Origin of the sequence: Mycobacterium sp. 852002-51057_SCH5723018 (genome assembly GCF_001667035.1) — a bacterium.
Classification (GTDB): domain Bacteria; phylum Actinomycetota; class Actinomycetes; order Mycobacteriales; family Mycobacteriaceae; genus Mycobacterium.
In genome coordinates this window covers 1-20,642 of record NZ_LZIR01000084.1, presented here as the reverse complement: position 1 = coordinate 20,642, position 20,642 = coordinate 1, and the positions used below count along the sequence as shown (strand labels likewise).

General features: G+C 67.5%; 19 protein-coding genes. 13 read left to right on the top strand and 6 right to left on the bottom strand.

What is annotated here, in order from left to right:
* Nucleotides 1–134: 134 nt before the first annotated feature.
* From A5764_RS17985 to rraA, 8 genes are all read left to right on the top strand, one after another.
* Entirely contained in the window at nucleotides 135–668 is a 534-nt protein-coding gene (locus A5764_RS17985; RefSeq protein ID WP_067115037.1) for a peptidase, read from the top strand.
* A gap of 267 nt (nucleotides 669–935) precedes the next feature.
* A complete protein-coding gene (locus A5764_RS17980; protein WP_067114999.1) occupies nucleotides 936–1,631 on the top strand; it encodes a TMEM165/GDT1 family protein in 696 nt (231 codons plus the stop codon).
* A gap of 454 nt (nucleotides 1,632–2,085) precedes the next feature.
* Complete coding sequence (locus A5764_RS17975) at nucleotides 2,086–2,484, top strand: helix-turn-helix transcriptional regulator (protein WP_067115035.1); 399 nt, start codon at nucleotides 2,086–2,088, stop codon at nucleotides 2,482–2,484.
* Nucleotides 2,485–2,599: 115 nt separating this feature from the next.
* Complete coding sequence (locus A5764_RS17970; protein ID WP_067114996.1) at nucleotides 2,600–3,256, top strand: DUF6474 family protein; 657 nt, start codon at nucleotides 2,600–2,602, stop codon at nucleotides 3,254–3,256.
* Between the two features lie 20 nt (nucleotides 3,257–3,276).
* Nucleotides 3,277–3,924, top strand: a complete 648-nt coding sequence (locus A5764_RS17965) for a YcnI family protein (RefSeq protein WP_067114994.1) — start codon at nucleotides 3,277–3,279, stop codon at nucleotides 3,922–3,924.
* Nucleotides 3,921–4,433: a copper resistance CopC family protein gene (locus tag A5764_RS17960; protein ID WP_067114992.1), complete on the top strand. Its 513-nt coding sequence runs from the start codon at nucleotides 3,921–3,923 to the stop codon at nucleotides 4,431–4,433. Before A5764_RS17965 ends, A5764_RS17960 begins: the two co-directional genes overlap by 4 nt.
* Nucleotides 4,434–4,530: 97 nt before the next feature.
* The gene (locus tag A5764_RS29865) at nucleotides 4,531–4,953 is read left to right on the top strand and encodes a nucleoid-structuring protein H-NS (protein WP_067114990.1); all 423 of its coding nucleotides are present in this window, start codon (nucleotides 4,531–4,533) and stop codon (nucleotides 4,951–4,953) included.
* Between the two features lies 1 nt (nucleotide 4,954).
* Nucleotides 4,955–5,428: a ribonuclease E activity regulator RraA gene (gene rraA / locus A5764_RS17950; protein WP_067114988.1), complete on the top strand. Its 474-nt coding sequence runs from the start codon at nucleotides 4,955–4,957 to the stop codon at nucleotides 5,426–5,428.
* 3 nt (nucleotides 5,429–5,431) lie between these two features.
* On the opposite strand, the gene A5764_RS17945 is transcribed toward rraA, so the two are convergent.
* The gene (locus A5764_RS17945) at nucleotides 5,432–6,901 is read right to left on the bottom strand and encodes an NAD(P)/FAD-dependent oxidoreductase (protein WP_067114986.1); all 1,470 of its coding nucleotides are present in this window, start codon (nucleotides 6,899–6,901) and stop codon (nucleotides 5,432–5,434) included.
* A gap of 76 nt (nucleotides 6,902–6,977) precedes the next feature.
* Here A5764_RS17945 and A5764_RS17940 point away from each other — a divergent pair, with 76 nt between their 5' ends.
* Together A5764_RS17940 and dinB are read left to right on the top strand one after the other, a co-directional pair.
* Nucleotides 6,978–7,619, top strand: a complete 642-nt coding sequence (locus A5764_RS17940; RefSeq protein WP_067114984.1) for a TetR/AcrR family transcriptional regulator — start codon at nucleotides 6,978–6,980, stop codon at nucleotides 7,617–7,619.
* A 23-nt stretch (nucleotides 7,620–7,642) separates the two neighbouring features.
* Nucleotides 7,643–8,857, top strand: a complete 1,215-nt coding sequence (dinB, locus tag A5764_RS17935; RefSeq protein WP_067114982.1) for a DNA polymerase IV — start codon at nucleotides 7,643–7,645, stop codon at nucleotides 8,855–8,857.
* Between the two features lie 397 nt (nucleotides 8,858–9,254).
* Here the strand turns inward: dinB and A5764_RS17930 are convergent, their stop codons facing one another.
* Nucleotides 9,255–10,553 carry a DNA sulfur modification protein DndB gene (locus A5764_RS17930; RefSeq protein ID WP_067114980.1) on the bottom strand — a complete coding sequence of 433 codons (1,299 nt, stop codon included), beginning with the start codon at nucleotides 10,551–10,553 and terminating at the stop codon, nucleotides 9,255–9,257.
* A 161-nt stretch (nucleotides 10,554–10,714) separates the two neighbouring features.
* On the opposite strand from A5764_RS17930, the gene A5764_RS17925 reads away from it, so the two are divergent.
* Nucleotides 10,715–11,068, top strand: coding sequence for a hypothetical protein (locus A5764_RS17925; protein ID WP_067114978.1), 354 nt, complete (start codon nucleotides 10,715–10,717; stop codon nucleotides 11,066–11,068).
* A 78-nt stretch (nucleotides 11,069–11,146) separates the two neighbouring features.
* Complete coding sequence (locus A5764_RS28935) at nucleotides 11,147–11,626, top strand: hypothetical protein (protein ID WP_197501602.1); 480 nt, start codon at nucleotides 11,147–11,149, stop codon at nucleotides 11,624–11,626.
* Here A5764_RS28935 and A5764_RS17915 read toward each other — a convergent pair.
* Entirely contained in the window at nucleotides 11,577–12,584 is a 1,008-nt protein-coding gene (locus A5764_RS17915; RefSeq protein ID WP_067114976.1) for a PHP domain-containing protein, read from the bottom strand. The genes A5764_RS28935 and A5764_RS17915 overlap by 50 nt on opposite strands.
* Nucleotides 12,585–12,604: 20 nt before the next feature.
* Nucleotides 12,605–12,742, bottom strand: coding sequence for a hypothetical protein (locus tag A5764_RS28455; protein WP_156664740.1), 138 nt, complete (start codon nucleotides 12,740–12,742; stop codon nucleotides 12,605–12,607).
* Between the two features lie 135 nt (nucleotides 12,743–12,877).
* On the opposite strand from A5764_RS28455, the gene A5764_RS17910 reads away from it, so the two are divergent.
* Nucleotides 12,878–13,735 (top strand): LLM class F420-dependent oxidoreductase, encoded by an 858-nt coding sequence (locus tag A5764_RS17910; RefSeq protein WP_067114974.1) that lies wholly within the window; start codon nucleotides 12,878–12,880, stop codon nucleotides 13,733–13,735.
* Between the two features lie 358 nt (nucleotides 13,736–14,093).
* On the opposite strand, the gene A5764_RS17905 is transcribed toward A5764_RS17910, so the two are convergent.
* Complete coding sequence (locus tag A5764_RS17905) at nucleotides 14,094–15,560, bottom strand: glutamate synthase subunit beta (protein WP_067114972.1); 1,467 nt, start codon at nucleotides 15,558–15,560, stop codon at nucleotides 14,094–14,096.
* Nucleotides 15,553–20,130 (bottom strand): glutamate synthase large subunit, encoded by a 4,578-nt coding sequence (gltB, locus tag A5764_RS17900; RefSeq protein ID WP_067114970.1) that lies wholly within the window; start codon nucleotides 20,128–20,130, stop codon nucleotides 15,553–15,555. The genes A5764_RS17905 and gltB overlap by 8 nt, the downstream gene beginning before the upstream one ends.
* Between the last annotated feature and the right edge of the window lie 512 nt (nucleotides 20,131–20,642).

Below are 20,642 nucleotides of genomic sequence, written 5' to 3'. Positions count from 1 at the left end.
GATGCGTTCGGTGTTTCGATAAGGCGGGTATTCCCTGCCGTGTCGAGTTGCACCGCGCCGAAACCGCAGGCATGCTGAGTTATTCGAGCTACCAGTGTGGTTATTCGGACGGAGGAGTCGCGCGGGAGGCCGAGATGGAGACAGGTTCAGACCGTCCTATAGGGGTTTCCCCCTTCCACGCGCGTGGCGCGCTGAAAGGGTTCGTGATCTCCGGGCGTTGGCCTGATTCGACCAAAGAGTGGGCCCAGCTGCTGATGGTGGCCGTCAGGGTCGCGTCGTTGCCCGGATTGCTTTCCACGACAACGGTGTTCGGTGCCCGCGAGGAGTTGCCCGACGAACCCGAGCCCGGCACGGTCGGCCTGGTGCTGGCCGAGGGCACCGTGTTCGGTGAAACAGCCATCCAGCCCGGGCATTTCGCCGAGCATCAGCCGCCCGCGCTGCTGATGCTGCACCCGCCGTCGGAAACCACGCCGTCCTTGCCGGAATGCACCGGGGCGGCGTCGGGGTGCGTGCTGCTGCCGGGGTTGCCGTATCTGGGATTGGAGCACCGCGCGGCGTGGGTGGAAGCCGAGGCCGACGGAACCATCACGTCGATGGTGAGCCGCGTCGGCGTCGATCCGATCAGCCATCCCGACACGGCCATCCTGGCGATGCTGCTTGCGGCATAACGGAATTCGACAGGATTCATTCGGCCCCCGAATCGCAAATTACGGGCGCCCGAACTTCACCGCCGTTCTGGCGTTCGCCAAATTCGCCCGCTAGCCTAAACACCGTTAGCGAAGGGGAGTAGCCCCGAATCGTCGAGTCGACATACTGGCGCACAGCCCGGCCGGCGAACCTGTCCCAGCGGACCGGTGGGCGAGACCTTCGACCGATGTTCGGTGACACCGGATGGTCCCAGATGTCACCGACGACGTGTCGAAAGGTCGCCTCCCATGTTCGCCGCAACGTTGCTCACCCTCGGGGTGGTCTTCCTCGCCGAACTCGGCGACAGGTCCCAGCTCATCACCATGACCTTTGCCCTGCGCTACCGGTGGTGGGTGGTGCTGTCCGGGGTGGCGATTGCGGCGTTCCTGGTGCACGGCGTCTCGGTGTCTGTCGGCCACTTCCTCGGCACCACGCTGCCGGCCCGTCCGATGGCCTTCGCGTCGGCGGCCGCGTTCCTGGTTTTCGCGGTGTGGGCCTGGCGCGAAGGGACCGCCGACGAGGAGACGGTCGCCACCGATCGCGAACCCCGATTCGCGTTACTCACCGTGGTGTCGTCCTTCGTGCTCGCCGAGATGAGCGACAAGACATCGCTGGCCACGGTCACGCTGGCAAGCAATCACGACTGGACCGGCGTGTGGATCGGCTCGACCCTGGGCATGGTGTTGGCCGACGGCTTGGCGATCGGCGCGGGGACCCTGCTCCACCAGCGCCTGCCCGCCAAGCTGCTGCACACGCTGGCCAGCCTGCTGTTCCTGATCTTCGGCCTGTGGATGCTGTTCGACACCGCGCTGGGGCTGCGTTCTGTTGCCGTCGCCGTGACCGCGGCGGTGGCGCTGACGGCCGCGATCACGGCGGCCGCGCAAACTCTGCGACGGCGCCGGAAAGAAGCCGCGATCGCCGGGAGGCCACCGGACATCGCCTAGGCGCCCGTCGGCGCCCCCTTCCCGCACACCGCCGTGCCCCGCATTCGCTCCGGAGGTATCGCCGCGGCCGATTATGTGCACCCTTGGCCCGTTTTGTACGCGTGTTAGAAACCTGACAGCAAATGATGTCGCCGCGAACTCCGCGTTGCCTGCCGGTTGCGGTGCGACTGCCCAGCACCCTCGCTAGGATCGGCTGGCCGCGCCTGAGCTCGGCGGCCCGCCACCGTCGCGGCGACACCGAATTCTGCGGATAACCTGTGAAGTTCGCTAATTTAGTGGACACTTCAGCGAATTAGTTAGACGCTCGTCAAGTGGGGGTTTGGCAAGCTTCAGCAACGGAGGTGTTGAACGCCCAGGTGTTTGCACCTGGTTGCGGCCCCAAACCCCCGCTACCATGATCAGCAAATACACCCAGGCAATAGTTCACTTCTACAGCCCAGTGGAGGTCTTATCGATGAGCACGACGTTCGCCGCCCGCCTGAACCGCTTGTTCGAGACGGTGTATCCACCCGGACGCGGGCCGCACACCTCAGCGGAGGTGATCGCGGCGCTCAAGGCGGAGGGCATCACGATGTCGGCTCCCTACCTGTCCCAGCTACGTTCGGGCAACCGCACCAACCCATCGGCGGCCACCATGGCCGCCCTGGCCAACTTCTTCCGCATCAAGCCGGCCTACTTCACCGACGACGAGTACTACGAAAAGCTCGACAAGGAGCTGGTCTGGCTGGCCACGATGCGCGACGACGGCGTGCGCCGCATAGCGCTGGGCGCTGCCGAGTTGTCCCCGCAGGCCCGGCAGGAGATCGCGGAGCGCGTCGACGAACTGCGCCGCTCCGAGCGCGTCGACGCGTAGGCGGGATACATCCCGACCTGAACGGTTGCGGCCAGCCCATGCCGATTAGGGTTGGCTCTCGGGATCGTGCGCACGCGCCGGCGAAAATTCACGAGATACCGGGAGGCGGCCGGGAATGGGCCTGTTCGGCAAGCGAAAGAGTCGCGCGACGCGTCGCGCCGAGGCCCGCGCGATCAAGGCCCGCGCCAAACTCGAGGCCAAGCTGGCCGCCAAGAATGACACCCGCCGGCTCAAGGCCGAGCGGCGCGCCGCGGAAAAGGCCCTCAAGGCGCAGCTCAAATCGCAGCGGGACAGCGACCGCACGGCGCTGAAGGTCGCCGAGGCCGAGCTCAAGGCGGCGCGAGAAGGCAAGCTGCTGTCGCCGACCCGGATCCGCCGCGGGCTGACGGTGGCTCGGCTGCTGGCCCCGATCCTTACGCCGTTGATCTACCGCGCGGCCATGGCCGCCCGTTCGATGATCGACCAGCGGCGCGCCGATCAGCTCGGGATTCCGCTCGCGCAGATCGGCCAGTTTTCCGGGCAGGGCGCCGAATTGTCGGCTCGGATCGCCGGGGCGGAAAAGTCGTTGCGGTTGGTGCAAGAAAAGAAGCCCAAGGACGCCGAGACGCGACAGTTCGTCTCCGCCATCACCGAGCGGCTCAGCGATCTGTCGGCCGCCGTCACCGCCGCAGAGAACATGCCGGCGGCACGGCGCCGGGCGGCCCACGCCGCGATCTCGTCGCAGCTCGACGGCATCGAGGCGGACCTGATGGCCCGCCTCGGACTGACCTGACCGCTGCGACGGGAGATCCCATGTCATTGCAGAGCCAGCGGATTTCGCGCGTCCTGATCCCAGTGGCCGCGGCGGTCGCGCTCTATCTGGGATCGGCAGCGACCAGCCCGGCGGCGTGGGCGCACGTCCATGTGACCAGCGATAACCCCGCGCGCGGCACGAGCGCGATCGTCACCTTCCAGGTGCCCAACGAATCGAACACGGGTGCGGCGACCACGTCACTGACCATCGCCCTGCCCAACGTGGCCTCGGCCAGCGCCGAGTCGATGCCGGGGTGGACGGCCAAGCTGGACCGCGACGCGGCGTCGGGCTCTGTCCGCTCCGTGACCTGGACCGCGGCGCCCAACGCCGGCATCGGCGTGGATCAATTCGCGCTGTTCCGCATTTCGGTGCAGCTGCCCGACACCGACACGGTCAGCTTCCCGGCCACCCAGACCTATTCCGACGGGGCCGTCATCAAATGGGACCAGCCGCCGCTGCCCGGCGGCGGTGAGCCCGAACACCCGGCGCCCATGCTGACCCTCGCCGCCGGGCCGCCGTCACCGCACGCGCACGCCGCTCCGCCGCAGTCGAAATCATCGGACAACACCGCCCGCGTCCTGGCCGGGGCGGCTCTGGCGGTGGCCGTTGTCGGCCTCGGCGTCGCGCTGATCCGCCGACGGGCATGAGGAGCCGGGCGGTGGCCGCCGGGGCGGGGCTGCTGCTGGCCGCGATGCTGGTGACCGCGATCCTGACCGCCCAGGTGGCGTCGGCGCACGCCGCGCGGGTGTCCGCCGAGCCCGCCGACAATGGCGTTGTCGCGACCGGGCCAGACCGGGTGAGCGCGACGTTCAACGAGCGATTGCAGACCACGTTCGCGGCCATGACGGTCGTCGGACCCGACGGCAACGTGTGGTCCACCGGGGAGCCGACGGTCCAGGGTGCGGTGGTCGGCGTCGGCTTGCGACCCCTCGGGCCGGCCGGCACCTACACGGTCAACTACCGCGTGACGTCAGCGGACGGCCACGTGGTGTCCGGGTTTTGGTCGTTTCGACTCACCGTCCCCGGCACCGGCACACCGGGGCCCGCCGCCACCGGCACCCAGGCCGGCGACCGCCTGCCGGTGTGGCCGTTCGTCGCGGTGACGCTGGCGCTCGTCGCGGCCGCCGGCTTGTGGGCGCTGCGGCGCCGGCGCTGACGACCCGCTCGCCGAGGCGGCACCACCCCTCCTGGCATGATGGGATCCAAGCAACCGGTGCTCGCAATCACGGAGAACGCTGCAAAGGAGCGGCCGCATGGCAGACCCGCAGGACCAACCCAACGGCGAACCCGAGGGCGCAGCGACCCCGCCGGAGAAGAAGCCGCCCGCCAAGGCCGCCAAAAAGGCACCTGCGAAGAAAGCACCCGCCAAAAAGGCCCCGGCGAAAAAGGCACCCGCCAAAAAGGCCCCGGCGAAAAAGGCACCCGCTAAGAAGGCCCCCGCCAGCACTCCTGAACCGGCTCTCGACATGCAGCAGCGAATCGAAGCCAACGGTCAGCTCGCCGCGGCCGCCAAAGACGCTGCCGCACAAGCGAAGTCGACCGTCGAGGCCGCCCCGAACCCCGTCTTACCCGCCGTGCCGGCGCCCGAATCGAGCATGTTCCCCACGCCGTGGGCGATTGCGCTGGCCGTCAGCCTCTTGGCCATCCTGCTGATCCGCCAGCTGCGGCGCCGCTGAGGTGGCCGTATCCTTCCGGCCCACCGCCGACCTCGTCGACGACATCGGGCCCGACGTCCGCAGCTGCGATCTCCAATTCCGTCAGTTCGGCGGCCGCTCCGAATTTGCCGGGCCGATCACCACCGTGCGCTGCTTCCAGGACAACGCGCTGCTGAAGTCGGTGCTTTCGAGCCCGGGTGACGGTGGGGTACTGGTGATCGACGGCGCGGGCTCGCTGCACACCGCGCTGGTCGGTGACGTCATCGCCGAGCTGGCGCGTTCCAACGGCTGGGCGGGGCTGGTGGTCCACGGTGCGGTGCGCGACGCCGCGGCACTGCGCGGCATCGACATCGGCATCAAGGCGCTGGGCACCAACCCGCGCAAGAGCGCCAAGACCGGGGCCGGGGAACGCGACGTCGAGCTGAGCCTGGGCGGGGTGACGTTCGTGCCGGACGAAATCGCCTACAGCGACGACGACGGTATCGTTGTCGTCTGACCGTTAAACTGCCACCGGCGCAGGCTTTTTCGCGAACTGCAAACCCTCGTCGTCGATCCTCCCGCGCCGGATCGTCCGCATGTCGAACATATAGTTCTGCTTGAGCCGCCACGGCGCGCGCGAACCCGACTTGGGCAGCATGTGCATCGAGCGCTGGAAATAGCCCGGGTTAAAGTCCATGAACGGCAATTCGTCCACGTCATCGCCCGGATGCTGCGGCTCCACGGTGTCAAAACCCTTGGCGTCCATGTAGTTCAGCAGCCGGCAGACGAATTCGGACACCAGGTCGGCCTTCAGCGTCCACGACGCGTTCGTATATCCGAAGGTGATGGCGAAGTTGGGGACCCTGGAGAACATGCAGCCCTTGTAGGTCATCAGCGACGTCAGATCGAAGGACTGCCCGTTCCGGGTCGGCTGCACGCCGCCGAGTAGCTGCATGTTCAAACCCGTTGCGGTGATGATGATGTCGGCCTGCAACTCCTCACCGGAGGTGAGCCGGATGCCGGTCTTGGTGAACCGGTCGATGGTGTCGGTGACGACGTCGGCCTTGCCGTGCCGGATGGTCCGGAAGAAGTCCCCGTCGGGCGCCAGGCACAGCCGCTGGTCCCACACGTTGTACTTCGGCCCGAAGTGCTTCTCGACGTCATAACCCTTGGGCAGGCGCCGCTGCGCCATCGTCATCAGCGTCTTGCGCATGTAGGCGGGGCGCTTCCGCGAAAGCTGGTACTGAAGCGTGCTGAACGCGATGGCTTTCCAGCGATTCGCGATGTGCGCGAGGCGGTCCGGCAGCAGCCGGTTGGCCCGCACGGCAAAGGGGTCGACCCCGGGCAGCGAGCCGATGTAGGTCGGTGAGCGCTGCAGCATCGTCACGTGGCCCGAACCGGAGTTCACCAGGGCCGGGATCAGGGTGATCGCGGTGGCGCCGGATCCGATGACGATGATCTTCTTGCCCGCATAGTCGAGGTCCTCCGGCCAGTGCTGCGGATGGACGATGGTGCCCTCGAAGTCGTCCGCGCCGGCGAACGTGGGCGAATAGCCCTGGTCGTAGTTGTAGTAGCCGGTGCAGGCGAACAGGAACGAACAGGTGATCTCGCTCCGCTGGCCGTCGTTCTCCACGGTCACCGTCCAGCGATTGTCGGCGTCGGACCAATCCGCGGCCAGGACCCGGTGCCGGTAGCGGATGTGCCGGTCGATCCCGTTCTCGGCCGCGGCTTCTCTGATGTAGGTCTTGATCGAGTCGCCGTCGGCGATCGACTTCGCCGAACGCCAGGGCTTGAACCGGAACCCGAGGGTGAACATGTCCGAGTCCGACCGGATGCCCGGGTACTTGAACAGGTCCCACGTGCCGCCCAGGTCGTCGCGGCGTTCGAGGATGGCGTAGCTCTTGGTCGGACAGCGGTCCTGCAGGTGCCAGGCCGCGCTCACGCCGGAGATGCCTGCGCCGACGATGACGACGTCGAGGTGCTCAGTCATGGGCCCACGGTATCAACACACTGTCGAGCGAGTCAACGGGCTGTCGAAACTCTCAACGCCGTGTAAAGTAGCGGCCGTGACAACCGCCGGCCAGACCCGCGCCCTCCGAGGCCGCCGCGCCATCCGCCCCTCCGGCGACGACCGCGAGCAGGCGATTCTGGCGACCGCCGAGCGCCTGCTCGAGGAGCGGGGATTCGGCGCCATTTCGGTCGACGACCTGGCCAAGGGCGCCGGCCTTTCGCGACCGACGTTCTACTTCTATTTCAAATCCAAGGAGGCGGTGGTCCTCTCGCTGCTGGAGCCGGTGATCGCGCGAGCCGACTCCGAGTTCGACGGCGCGATCCAGCGGCTGCCTGCGGACCCGCGCCGGGTCTGGCGCAACGGCATCAAGGCGTTCTTCACGGCCTTCGCGTCGAATCGCGCGCTGGCTCGGGCCGCCACCGAGGCGCTGGCCTCGAGTTCGGAGCTGCGGTCGGTGTGGTCGGACTACATGCAGAAATGGATCGACCAGACCACGGCCATGATCATCGCGGAACGGGCTCGTGGTGCCGCGCCGGAGACCATTGCGGCCGCGGACCTGGCGACCTCGCTGAACCAGATGAACGAGCGCACCATGATGGCCGCGCTGTCGGCCGCGACGCCCGCGGTCGACCAGGACCGGGTCGTCGACACCCTCACGCACATCTGGGTCGCCAGCATCTACGGCGAATCTGGCTAACAGTCATAGCCCTGTGCGAACATATGTTCGTGCGGTGCGACGCGTCCATCCTGCATGCGGACCTGGACTCCTTCTATGCGTCCGTCGAACAGCGCGACGACCCCACGTTGCGCGGCAGGCCGGTGATCGTCGGGGGCGGCGTGGTGCTCGCGGCCAGCTACGAAGCCAAGGCCTACGGGGTGCGCACCGCCATGGGCGGGGCGCAGGCCCGGCGGCTGTGCCCCCACGCCATCGTCGTCCCACCCCGGATGGGCGCCTACACCCACGCCAGCGACGCGGTGTTCGAGGTGTTTCGCGACTGCACGCCGATCGTTGAGCCGCTGTCGGTCGATGAGGCCTTCCTCGACGTGGCGGGCCTGCGCCGGGTCTCGGGCACGCCGGTCGAAATCGCCGAGCGGCTGCGCGCCGACGTCCGCGACCGCGTCGGCCTGCCGATCACCGTCGGGGTCGCCCGCACGAAATTCCTCGCCAAGGTCGCCAGCCAGGAGGCCAAGCCCGACGGGCTGCTGCTGGTGCCGCCCGACCAGGAGCTGGCCTTCCTGCGTCCGTTGCCGGTGCGCCGGTTGTGGGGCGTCGGCGCGGTGACCGCCGAGAAGCTGCACGCCCACGGCCTCGCGACCGTCGCCGACGTCGCCGAGCTCAGCGAGTCGACGCTGGCCTCGCTGCTCGGGGCGGCCATGGGCCGACAGCTGTACGCGCTGTCGCGCAACATCGACCGCCGCCGCGTGACCACCGGCGTACGCCGCCGTTCGGTGGGCGCACAGCGGGCGTTGGGCCGTGCCGGAAACCGCATGTCGGCCACCGAGGTCGACGCGGTGGTGGTCACCCTGATCGACCGGATCACCGGCCGAATGCGCACCGCCGGTCGCACCGGTCGCACGGTGGTGCTGCGCCTGCGGTTCGACGACTTCGGGCGGGCGACCCGGTCACGGACGTTGCCGTGGGCCACCTCGGCGACCCAGCCCATCCTGACCGCCGCCCGCCAGCTGGTCGCCTCGGCCGCGCCGCTGATCGCGCAGCGCGGGCTGACGCTGGTCGGCTTCGCGGTGTCAGGCATCGACCGCAGCGGCGCGCAGCAGCTGATGCTGCCGTTCGGCGAGGCCAGAGGCGAGCTGGCCGCCGATGACCTTGACGCGGCTATCGACCGGGTGCGCCACCGTTACGGCAAGTCAGCGCTCACGCCCGCGGTGCTCGTCGGCCGCGACCCCGGCCTCGAGATGCCGCACCTCCCCGACTGACGGGATCGCGCGGGCCACCCACATTCGCTTTCGCGGCGCTGACGCCTGCGCGCCAGGACGAGCGACTCATGGCCTCGGAGGGCGCTCCCGCGGAGGTCGAGTGCTTCGTCGGTCGCGGCGGTCGTACGAAGCGCGGCGCGGTGGAACTTCGCCTCCTCGATTACCGACAAGAGGCCTCGACCGGTGGCGGAGGGAATGTCCCCATTGGGCTACTCCAATACATAGATTTGCACCCAGTCGAGGGTCCCCCATCCGCGCGTTCGAAAGTTGCTCTGCCGGGGACTGCAGCCCCGATCCACGGCACCCACCCAGTCAGGCCCGGCCGCCATTTCGGGCCCAGAACGCACTGATGCCCTGCTTGCAAGGACAAGCAGGGCGCCAGTGAGATGAGGCTGGGTTAGGCCGAATTGGCCCCCGCCAGAGCGGCCTCGGCCGCATCGGGGTGATGGTCGTCGCTACCCGGCCGGTGAGCGAGGATGAAGTCGGCAAGCACCTGCGCGGCGCTCTCCCACGCCTCGCGGCCCGTGCGGCTGGCCGGCTTGGTGAACGTACCGTCCTCCTTCTTGGTCGGCGGCTCGACCAGGGTGCCGTACAGCGCCGTACTGGTCCGCGAGAAGTCGAACAGAGCGAGCGCCTGGAAAGCCTCGGCGATCGAGACCCTGCTCTGGCGGACCCGGTGCACCGCGGCCGCGATCGCGTAGAGCACGTTGGCGCTCGTCAACCAGGTGTCGGCGCGCAGCAGCGCCACACCCTTCTCGGTCGCCTGCGCGGCCGCGACGGCCGGCAGATTGCCGTAGCCCTTCCAGAACTCCACCAGGTCATTGACCGGGTCGCGTTCCCCCGACTCCGCGCGGGCCATGGCGATAACGACAGCCTCATCCCAGCCCTTGCTCGTTCGGTGGCCGGTGCCCACGAGCAGCGTGCCGGAGGCGTACCTGACGGTCTTGTAGCTGGCGAACTTCGCGGACAGCTTGCCCGGCGAGTCCGTCAGGAACTCCACCCGGTTACCGCCGTCGAAGATCGGCACGGCGTTGCCCTTGATGACGTGCTCCAACAGCGCCTTGTTCAGCTCGTTCTCCTGGTTCATCGACTGAGCGATGGACTGGTTCAGCGGCTTCGAGTTGTTCTGCAAGGTGACGAAGTCGCGCGCCCGGTTGGTGCGGTCGCCGTCAAGCACGATGATCAGCGGCTGGCCGTTGCGGGCCATCCGGTTGAACACGTCGTCGGCGATCTCCCGGTGAGCAGTGATGACGTCGCCGAACGCGGAGGTCCGGTGGCCGCCGTCGCCGATGACGATCTTGGCTCCCGGCCGGTACCACAGGGTTCCGATGGTGGGGCTCCCGTCGTCGTTCGGATCGTCGGGGATGAACTCCGCGTCGATGGGATCGAGGTAGGCGAGGATCGCGCCGATCACGTAGTCCTCGTGCTCCTCGATGTAGGTGGCGATGCCCTTGCGGTGGTTCACGTCCTCTTTCCTGTTGGTGCCTGTCCCGTGCAACGGGTCCCACGCCTCCCGCGGGCCGGCTTGGTCGACGAGCGTGACCGGCGTCATCACCGTGGTGACCATCCGCCGGTTCCCCTGGAAGTAGCCGATGGCCGGGAGCGCAACGCGCCCGAACTGAGGACGCGCCGGCGGATTGGCATTTGGGTTGGGATTACCGACGGGCGTGCCCGTCGGGTTGTCGGTGGACTCCATTACTATGCCTTTCTAGCGTATTGCCGATATTTTCGGCGATCCGTATCCATGCTATCACATATTTTCAACGTCGTAGGGCGTGATACGCAAGATTTTCTACGTAATCTGGTAGGGTTGACGCGTATCGGGGCGCAGGTCCCACGACAAGAAGGAAGATGCCCATGACCGGTTCCATGACGTTCACAATCCCGGTGCCCAGCCCCGGCGAAGTGGCGGCGCACGATCTCGGTGACGACCTGACCGTGCTAATCGAGAACACCGGGGTGGGGAGCACCACCACGGGCGCGCGGGCCGCCATCCCCACCATCACCTACGAGGCCGTCGATGTCCGCGGGGGCACCCGTGTCCACGCCGCCGCCGTCAAGCACCACCCTCAGCGGTCGGTGGTATCCCGCTGGGCGCTCTGCAGCATCACCAACTCGCTGCGCGTCATCCGCCGGCGCCGCCATGACGACCTCAACGCTGTGACGTGCACGCGCTGCCGCCGCCGGTTGGAGCGTGCCGGCCTCTTGTGATCGGCGGCCCCCCGAGGCCTCATCGACAACGAACAAGTCCACCGTGGCCAGCTCGGTCACAGACAGGAGGCAGCCGTCTTGGCGCACCACCACGACGATGATGATGAGGACGGGATCGAGACCCACGGCGTGATCGTGCTCGGCGACCATGAAACCGGCCGCGAACACGCCATGCACACACACAGCGCCGCAGACCACGGTATTGCGATCGTCAACATCATCACGTTCACCCCCGACGAAGTCAGCTCGCGGAGCGACCTCACCGAGGCGGACGAGGTTGTCGCCGCGGTCGGCATGGCTATCCGCTCGCGGGCCGACGTCTGGGTCCCGTTCCCCGGCGATCTCGGCCGGGAGCAGCACCTTCGCCGGCTCAGCCTCGTGTTGCAACGTCATGGACTCAACCTGCGGATCGGCCGGCATCTTTCGCCTTGCCAACGCACCGGCGGGCTGAGCGAAGCGGACTTCGCACTGCGCCAGGAGGTGCCGGCTGTTGATGAACTCGCGACCTTTAGCTCGAGCCGGTCCACTCCAGCAGCTTGTCGGCCGGCCACGTGTTGACGATCCGGTCCACCGGCACGCCGGCGTCCAGCGCGCGCTGGGCGCCGTAGCCGAGGAAGTCCAGCTGCCCGGGCGCGTGCGCGTCGGTGTCGATGCTGAACACGCAGCCGATCTCCAGCGCCAGCTTGAGCAGCCGCGTCGGCGGGTCACGGCGCTCGGGGCGGGAATTGATCTCCACCGCCGTCCCGTGCTCGCGGCAGGCGGTGAACACCGCCTCGGCGTCGAACTTCGATTCGGGCCGGATGCCGCGGCCGCCGGAGACCAGCCGGCCGGTGCAGTGACCCAGCACGTCGGCGTGCGGGTTGGAGACGGCGCGCACCATGCGCCGCGTCATCCCCGCCGAATCCATCGACAGCTTCGAATGGACGCTGGCCACCACGACGTCGAGGCGCTCGAGCAGCTCGGGCTCCTGGTCCAGGCTGCCGTCCTCGAGGATGTCCACCTCGATGCCGGTGAGGATGCGCAGCGGCGCGAACTGCTCGCGCAAACCGTCGATGACGTCGAGCTGCTTGCGCAACCGCTCCGGCGAGAGCCCGTTGGCGATCGTCAGCCGCGGCGAGTGGTCGGTCATGGCGCAATACTCGTGGCCCAGCGCGGACGCGGTCGCCATCATCTCGTCGATCGGCGCCGACCCGTCCGACCAGTTCGAATGCAGGTGCAGGTCCCCGCGCAGCGCCGACCGGATGTCGCCGCCGCCGAGGTCGGTCGCGGCGGCACGCAATTCGACGAGGAGGTCGGGTTCGCGGCCGGACCAGGCCTGGTCGATCACCTTCGCGGTCTTGGGCCCGATCCCCGGGATCGTCTGCCAGCTGTTGGCCTGGCCGTGCCGCTCGCGGGCGGCGTCGTCAAGATCCTCGATGATGTCGGCAGCGTTGCGGTAGGCCATCACCCGCCTGGGGTCGTGGCGGCTGCGGTCTTTGTAGTAGGCGATCTCCCGCAGAGCCGTTACCGGATCCATGACTCCAGTGTGCCTGTGCCTCACAACAGCTGGCCGACGACGACGGCCGCCACGCGCAGGTTTACCCACGCCGGCCAGGCGCTGAGTTCGACGAAGACGGCAAGCAACTGGCCCAGGCCGCCGACTTGGGCCTGCGGGTGATCTGCCGGTACTTCCAAACGCCCGAGGAGCAGCGCGAGCAGGAAGATCAGGCCGGGCGCCAGCAGGGTGAGCTTGCTGACGAATCCGAGGGAGTGGTTGGTCGCCCGGCTGAGTTTAGTTGCCCTTCATAAAGATCGACTAACGTCGATTCCATGCGATTCGCGTTCAAAACCTCACCCCAAAACACCACCTGGGCCGACATGCTGGCCGTCTGGCAGGCCGCCGACGACATCGAGGTCTACGAGTCCGGGTGGACCTTCGACCACTTCTATCCGATCTTCTCCGACAGCGATGGGCCATGCCTGGAGGGCTGGACGACGCTGACGGCGCTGGCGCAGGCCACCAAGCGGCTGCGGCTGGGCACCCTGGTCACCGGCATCCACTACCGCCACCCCGCCGTGCTGGCCAACATGGCCGCCGCGCTCGACATCATCTCCAACGGACGCCTCGAGCTGGGGATCGGCGCCGGCTGGAACGAAGAGGAGTCGGGCGCCTACGGCATCGAGCTGGGCACCATCAAAGAGCGCTTCGACCGGTTCGAGGAGGCCTGCGAGGTGCTGACCAGCCTGCTGAGCCAGGAGACCACCGACTTCGACGGCAAGTACTACCAGCTCAAGGGCGCCCGCAACGAGCCTAAGGGCGTGCAGCGTCCGCACCCGCCGATCTGCATCGGCGGCAGCGGGGAGAAGCGCACCCTGCCGATCACCGCGCGCTATGCCCAGCACTGGAACTTCGTCGGCGGCCCCCCGGACGTGTTCGCGCGCAAGCGCGACGTGCTGGCCGCGGAGTGCCAGAAGATCGGGCGCGACCCGAAGGAGATCACCCTGTCGGCGCACCTGCGTCTGGACGAGGACGGCAACTCCGGGAAGCTCATCGAAGAGGCGGCCGGTCTGGCCGCCGAGGGCCTGGATCTCGGCATCGTGTACATCTCCCCGCCGCACGACCCCGCGGTGCTGGAGCCGTTGGCGGAGGCGATCCGGGATTCGGGGCTGTGGAACGCGGCCAGCTAACGGTCGCGTCCGGATGACAAACGTGTAAGTTCCGAGCAAACCCGTCGCGCACCCCTGGTGCGACGGCGGGAGCGGTCACACGCCGAAAAGCACCAGCTCTTCGGCGGTGATCAGGCGCTCGTTCTTAGCGGGAAACTCGCGGCTCTTCATCGGGTAACGAAACCATGACCAGGCTATTCGCCCCATCCGCGACCGAGGTACTGGGTTGACATGCACAGTGATCACTCCTGCGATCGGTCCGATCTACTGGGGCTCCCCCGTACGAGCCCGCAATGAATCAATTAGACAACAGCGGGCTGGCAAACGGAGGCAGAAACGCCGAATGAATATATCGGTGTTTCTGGTGTGGCTGGTGTGACTACTGAAGCGGTGCGGCCGTCGGCTTGATGGGCGCCGGCAGCGCCGTCGAGCCCATCAGATAGCGGTCCACTCCCGCTGCGGCGGCCCTGCCCTCAGCTATCGCCCAAACGATCAATGACTGGCCGCGACCCATGTCTCCGGCAACAAAAACACCGGGAACCGACGTGTCGAATTCGGCGCCGCGCGCGACATTGCCGCGGTCGGTGAGCTTCACGTCGAGGTCGGTGAGCAGCCCCGCCCTCTCCGGGCCGACGAATCCCATCGCCAGCAACACCAAATCGGCCTCGAGCTCGAAGTCCGAGCCCTCGACTTTGACGAACTTGCCGTCTTGCATGGTCACCTCGTGCGCCTTGAGCGCCGTGACGTGGCCGTCCCTGCCGACAAATTCTTCGGTGTTGACCGAGAACACCCGCTCGCCGCCCTCTTCGTGTGCCGCGGACACCCGGTACATCAGCGGGTAGGTCGGCCACGGGGTCGACGCGGCGCGCTCCTCGGGAGGCCGCGGCATGATCTCGAACTGGTGCACCGCGATCGCGCCCTGGCGGTGCACGGTGCCCAGGCAGTCCGCGCCGGTGTCGCCGCCGCCGATGATGATGACCTTCTTGCCCTTGGCGGTGATTGGCGGCTCGCCATCGGGCCCGAGGACGTCGTCGCCCTCCTGGACGCGGTTCGCCCAGGGCAGGAACTCCATCGCCTGGTGGACACCGTCCAAGTCGCGGCCGGGAACGGGCAGATCGCGCCAGGCCGTTGCGCCGCCGGCAAGCACCACGGCGTCGAACTCGGCGCGCAGTTGGTCGGCGGTGATGTCGACGCCGACGTTGACGCCGGCGCGGAACTCGGTCCCCTCGGCCCGCATCTGGTCGAGCCGACGCTCCAGGACCCGCTTTTCCATCTTGAATTCCGGGATGCCGTAGCGCAGCAGCCCGCCGATGCGGTCGTCGCGCTCGAAGACGGTGACGCTGTGACCGGCGCGGGTGAGTTGCTGCGCGGCGGCCAGCCCCGCCGGTCCCGAACCGACCACGGCGACTTTCTTGCCGGTCTGCTTGTCCGGGGGCAGCGGCACCACGAAGCCTTCGTCGAAGGCGTGATCGATGATCTCGAGCTCGATCTGCTTGATCGTCACCGGATCCTGGTTGATGCCCAGCACACACGCCGGCTCGCACGGCGCCGGACACAGCCGGCCGGTGAAGTCGGGGAAGTTGTTGGTGGCGTGCAGCCGTTCGATCGCGTCGCGCCAACGGTCGCGGCGTACCAGGTCGTTCCATTCCGGGATCAGGTTGCCCAGCGGACATCCGTTGTGGCAGAACGGGATGCCGCAGTCCATGCAGCGGGTGGCCTGATGGCGCAGGGTCACGTCGTCGAAGTCCTCGTAGACCTCGTTCCAGTCTCGCAGCCGCAGCGGAACAGGCCGGCGCTGCGGCAATTCCCGATGCGTATATTTCAGGAAGCCGGTGGGATCAGCCATGCGCGGCCGCCATGATCGCCTTGTCCACGTCCACGCCGTCACGCTCCGCCTCGGCGATCGCCTGCAGCACCCGCTTGTAGTCCCGGGGCATCACCTTGGCGAAACACGGCAGCTGCTTGGACCAATCGGCCAGGATGCGCTGCCCCACAGCGGAATCGGTTGCATCGACGTGCGCCTGGATGGTCCCGTGCAGCCAGTCAGCGTCGTCTTCGTCGAGGCTTTCCAGCTCCACCATTTCGGTGTTGAGGTTCTTCGGCAGTTCGCCCTCCGGGTCGTATACGTAGGCCACACCGCCGGACATGCCGGCCGCGAAGTTGCGGCCGGTGGGGCCCAGGATGACGACCTTGCCCCCGGTCATGTATTCGCAACCGTGATCGCCGACGCCCTCGACCACGGCGTGCGCCCCGGAGTTGCGCACCGCGAAGCGTTCGCCGACCACGCCGCGCAGGTAGACCTCGCCGCGGGTGGCACCGAACAGGATCACGTTGCCGCCGATGATGTTGTCCTCGGCGACGTAGTCCTGCGGCGCGTTGTCCGACGGCCGCACCACGATCCGTCCGCCGGACAGGCCCTTGCCGACGTAGTCGTTGGCGTCGCCGTAGACGCGCAGGGTGATCCCACTGGGCACGAACGCGCCGAAGCTGTTGCCCGCGGATCCGTCGAAGGTGATGTCGATCGTTCCATCCGGCAGGCCCTCGGCCCCATAGGCTTTCGTCAGCTCGTGGCCGAGCATGGTGCCCACCGTACGGTTGACGTTGCTGATCGTGGTGGAGAATCGGACCGGCTTGCCCGAGTCCAGCGCCTCGCGGCTCATCACGATCAACTGCTGATCGAGCGCCTTGTCCAGGCCGTGGTCCTGGCGCGAGCTGCAGTACAGATCCTGGTTCATGAACGCCGACTCCGGCTCGTGCAGCACCGGCGTCAGGTCCAACTTGTGCGCCTTCCAGTGCGCCCGCGCCAGGGTGGTGTCCAGCGATCCCACCCGCCCGACGGCCTCGTTGAAGGTGCGGAAGCCCAACTGCGCCATGTATTCCCGGACTTCTTCGGCGATGAACATGAAGAAGTTCTCGACGAACTCGGGCTTGCCGGTGAACCGCTCGCGCAGCACCGGGTTCTGGGTGGCGACGCCGACCGGGCAGGTGTCCAGGTGGCACACCCGCATCATGATGCAGCCCGAGACCACCAGCGGGGCGGTGGCGAAGCCGAATTCCTCGGCGCCGAGCAGCGCGGCGATCATCACGTCGCGGCCGGTCTTGAGCTGGCCGTCCACCTGGACCACGATCCGGTCGCGTAATCCGTTGAGCAGCAATGTCTGCTGAGTCTCGGCCAGCCCCAGTTCCCAGGGGGCGCCCGCGTGCTTCATCGAGGTCAGCGGGGTGGCCCCGGTGCCTCCGTCGTGCCCAGAAATCAGCACCACGTCGGCGTGCGCCTTGGAAACACCGGCCGCAACGGTTCCGACCCCGTTTTCGGAGACCAGCTTGACGTGCACCCGCGCGGCCGGGTTGGCGTTCTTCAGGTCGTGGATCAGCTGCGCCAGGTCCTCGATGGAGTAGATGTCGTGATGTGGCGGCGGTGAGATCAGGCCGACGCCGGGCGTGGAGTGCCGGACCGAGGCCACCCACGGGTACACCTTGTGCCCCGGAAGCTGGCCGCCCTCACCGGGTTTGGCGCCCTGGGCCATCTTGATCTGGATGTCCGAGCAATTGGTCAGGTAGTGCGAGGTCACCCCGAACCGGGCGGAGGCGACCTGCTTGATCGCGCTGCGGCGCCAATCCCCGTTCGGGTCGCGCTCGAAACGCCTGACGTCCTCGCCGCCTTCGCCGCTGTTGGACCGGCCGCCCAGCCGATTCATCGCGATGGCCAGCGCCTCGTGCGCCTCCGCGGAGATCGAGCCGTAGCTCATCGCCCCGGTGGAGAAGCGCTTGACGATCTCGCTGGCGGGCTCCACTTCGTCCAGCGGAACCGGTGGCCGCACGTCGCCGCGGAACTTGAGCAGGCCGCGCAGAGACGCCATCCGCTCGCTCTGGTCGTCGACGAGCCGGGTGTAGTCCTTGAAAACCTTGTACTGCCCGGTGCGGGTGGCGTGCTGCAGCTTGAACACGGTCTCCGGGTTGAAGAGGTGGTACTCGCCCTCGCGGCGCCACTGGTATTCGCCACCCACCTCCAGTTCGCGGTGGGCGCGTTCGTCGGGCCGGTCGAGGTAGGCCAGCTTGTGGCGGGCGGCGACGTCGGTGGCGATGTCCTCCAGGGTGATCCCGCCGGTCGGGCAGCTCAGCCCGGTGAAGTATTCGTCGAGCACATCTTCGGAGATGCCGACGGCCTGGAACAGCTGAGCGCCGGTGTAGGAGGCCACCGTCGAAATGCCCATCTTGGACATGACTTTCAGCACGCCCTTGCCGGCGGCCTTGACGTAGTTGTTCAGGGCCTTGTTGCGGTCGATCCCGTCGAAAAAGCCGCGGTCGAGCATGTCTTCGATCGACTCGAACACCAGGTAGGGGTTGATCGCCGCCGCGCCGAAGCCGACGAGCGCCGCCATGTGGTGCACCTCGCGGGCGTCACCGGTCTCGACCACCAGGCCGACGTGAGTGCGCGTGCGGTCGCGCACCAGGTGGTGGTGCACCGCCGCCACCGCGAGCAGCGACGGGATGGGCGCCTGCTGCGCGTCGGAGTCCCGGTCGGACAGGATGATGACCCGCGCGCCGTCGGCGATGGCCGCCGACGCCTGCCCGCGCACGTCCTCGAGTGCGACGGCCAGCCCGGCGCCACCCTCGGCGACCGGATAGAGGCAGCGAATCACCTTGGAACGCATGCCGTGCGGGCGCCCGTTCACCGTGTCGTCGGGGTCGAGGTTGATCAGCTTGGCCAGCTCGTAGTTCCGCAGAATTGGCTGCTGCAACGCGATCTGATGACAGGAGTGCTCGTCCGGGTTGAGCAGGTCGCCCTCGCCGCCGGTGACGGCCCGCAGGCTGGTCACCACCTCCTCGCGGATGCCGTCCAGCGGCGGGTTGGTCACCTGTGCGAAGAGCTGCTGGAAGTAGTCGTAAAGCATCCGCGGGCGCTGGGACAACACCGCGACGGGGGTGTCGGTGCCCATCGAGCCGATCGGCTCGGCGCCGGAGCGGACCATCGGCGCCACCAACAGGTTGAGTTCCTCGTAGGTATAGCCAAAAGCTAGCTGCCGCTTGACCAGTCGCTCGTGCGGCATCCGGGTGTACTTGCCCGCCGGCAGGTCGTCGAGCGGAACCAATCCCTTGTCGAGCCACTCCTGATAGGGGTGCTCGGCGGCCAGCTCCGCCTTGATCTCCTCGTCGTCGACGATGCGGCCCTGGGCGGTGTCCACCAGGAACATCCGGCCGGGCTGCAGCCGCATCCGGCGGACCACCTTGGCCGGGTCCAGGTCCAGCACGCCGGCCTCGGAAGCCATCACCACCAGGCCGTCGTCGGTGACCCAGATTCTTGAGGGGCGCAAGCCATTTCGGTCCAGCACGGCGCCGACGATGGTGCCGTCGGTGAACGTCATCGACGCCGGGCCGTCCCACGGCTCCATCAAGGAGGCGTGGTATTGATAGAACGCCCGCCGCGCGGGATCCATCGACTCGTGCCGCTCCCAGGCTTCCGGGATCATCATCAACACCGCGTGGGCCAGACTGCGGCCGCCGAGGTGCAGCAGTTCGAGCACCTCGTCGAAGCGGGCGGTGTCGGAAGCGCCGGGGGTGCAGATCGGGAAAAGCTTCTCGACGTCGTCGCCGAAGACGTCGGTCTTGATCAACGCCTCGCGGGCCCGCATCCAATTCTCGTTGCCGGTGACGGTGTTGATCTCACCGTTGTGGGCGATGCGCCGGAACGGGTGCGCCAGCGGCCAGGACGGGAACGTGTTGGTGGAGAACCTGGAGTGCACGACACCCAGCGCGCTGGTCAGCCGATCGTCTTGCAGGTCAGGGTAAAACGCCTTGAGCTGCGGCGTGGTGAGCATGCCCTTGTAGATGAAGGTCTGGCCGGAAAGGCTTGGGAAATAAACGGTTTCGCGGCCCGGCCCGTCCTGGCCGGGGCCCTTGGTTCCCAGTTCGTGCTCGGCGCGCTTGCGGATGACGTAGGCGCGGCGCTCCAGCGCCATGCCGGAGGCGCCCGTCATGAACACTTGCCGGAAGGTCGGCATCGCGTCTCGCGACAGCGCTCCTAGCGACGAGTCGTCCGTGGGCACGTTGCGCCAGCCCAGCACCTGCAGGCCCTCGGCTTCGGCGATCTTTTCCACCGCGGCGCAGGCGCCTGCGGCGTCCTTGGACGACTGCGGCAGAAACGCGATACCGGTGGCGTAGCTCCCGGGAGGGGGCAGCTCGAAATCCACGACTTCACGCAGGAACGCGTCCGGGACCTGAATCAGGATGCCCGCGCCGTCACCGCTGCGCGGCTCGGCTCCCTGAGCACCGCGGTGCTCGAGGTTGAGCAGCGCGGTGATCGCCTTGTCGACAATGTCGCGGCTACGACGGCCGTGCATATCGACGACCATGGCTACCCCGCACGCGTCGTGCTCGAACGCGGGGTTATATAACCCGACGCGCTTGGGCGTCATATGCACCTGCCCCTTCACCAGAACATTCTCGCTGCCGTTACGACCGGCTCCGACGGGGCCGCAACCCGGAGGTTGCGGGCCTCGGACCCATTTGGCCCCTTCGGTCTTGTCGATAGGCTTTCCCCACGCGGAGCTGGTCCGATTAGGGATTCGTCCGTGCAGCGCTGAACGGGGGCTTGGAACCGGTCTCGACAAGTCGTAAAACGATATGACAATACCCGCCTGACATGCCAACTTCGTTAAGTCTAACCGCCAACTGGCAGCGCCGTAAATTCGCTGCAGCGGGCGACCGGCAACGCCGCCGACATGCTGTTTCCGGCCGGTATTTTCCCCGCCCCAGGGTCGATCTTAGCGAACCGCCTGCCATGTCTGCTAATCGCGCGAGTTTGCTGTGATGAGGCCCACGCGGGCCCGAATGGTCGCCCGCGTCACCGGCGCGCGTGCTCAGCGGACAACCGACGGTGTCGCCACCGCGCAGGCCAAAGTTTGCGTGCTGATCAGCGGAGTCCCGT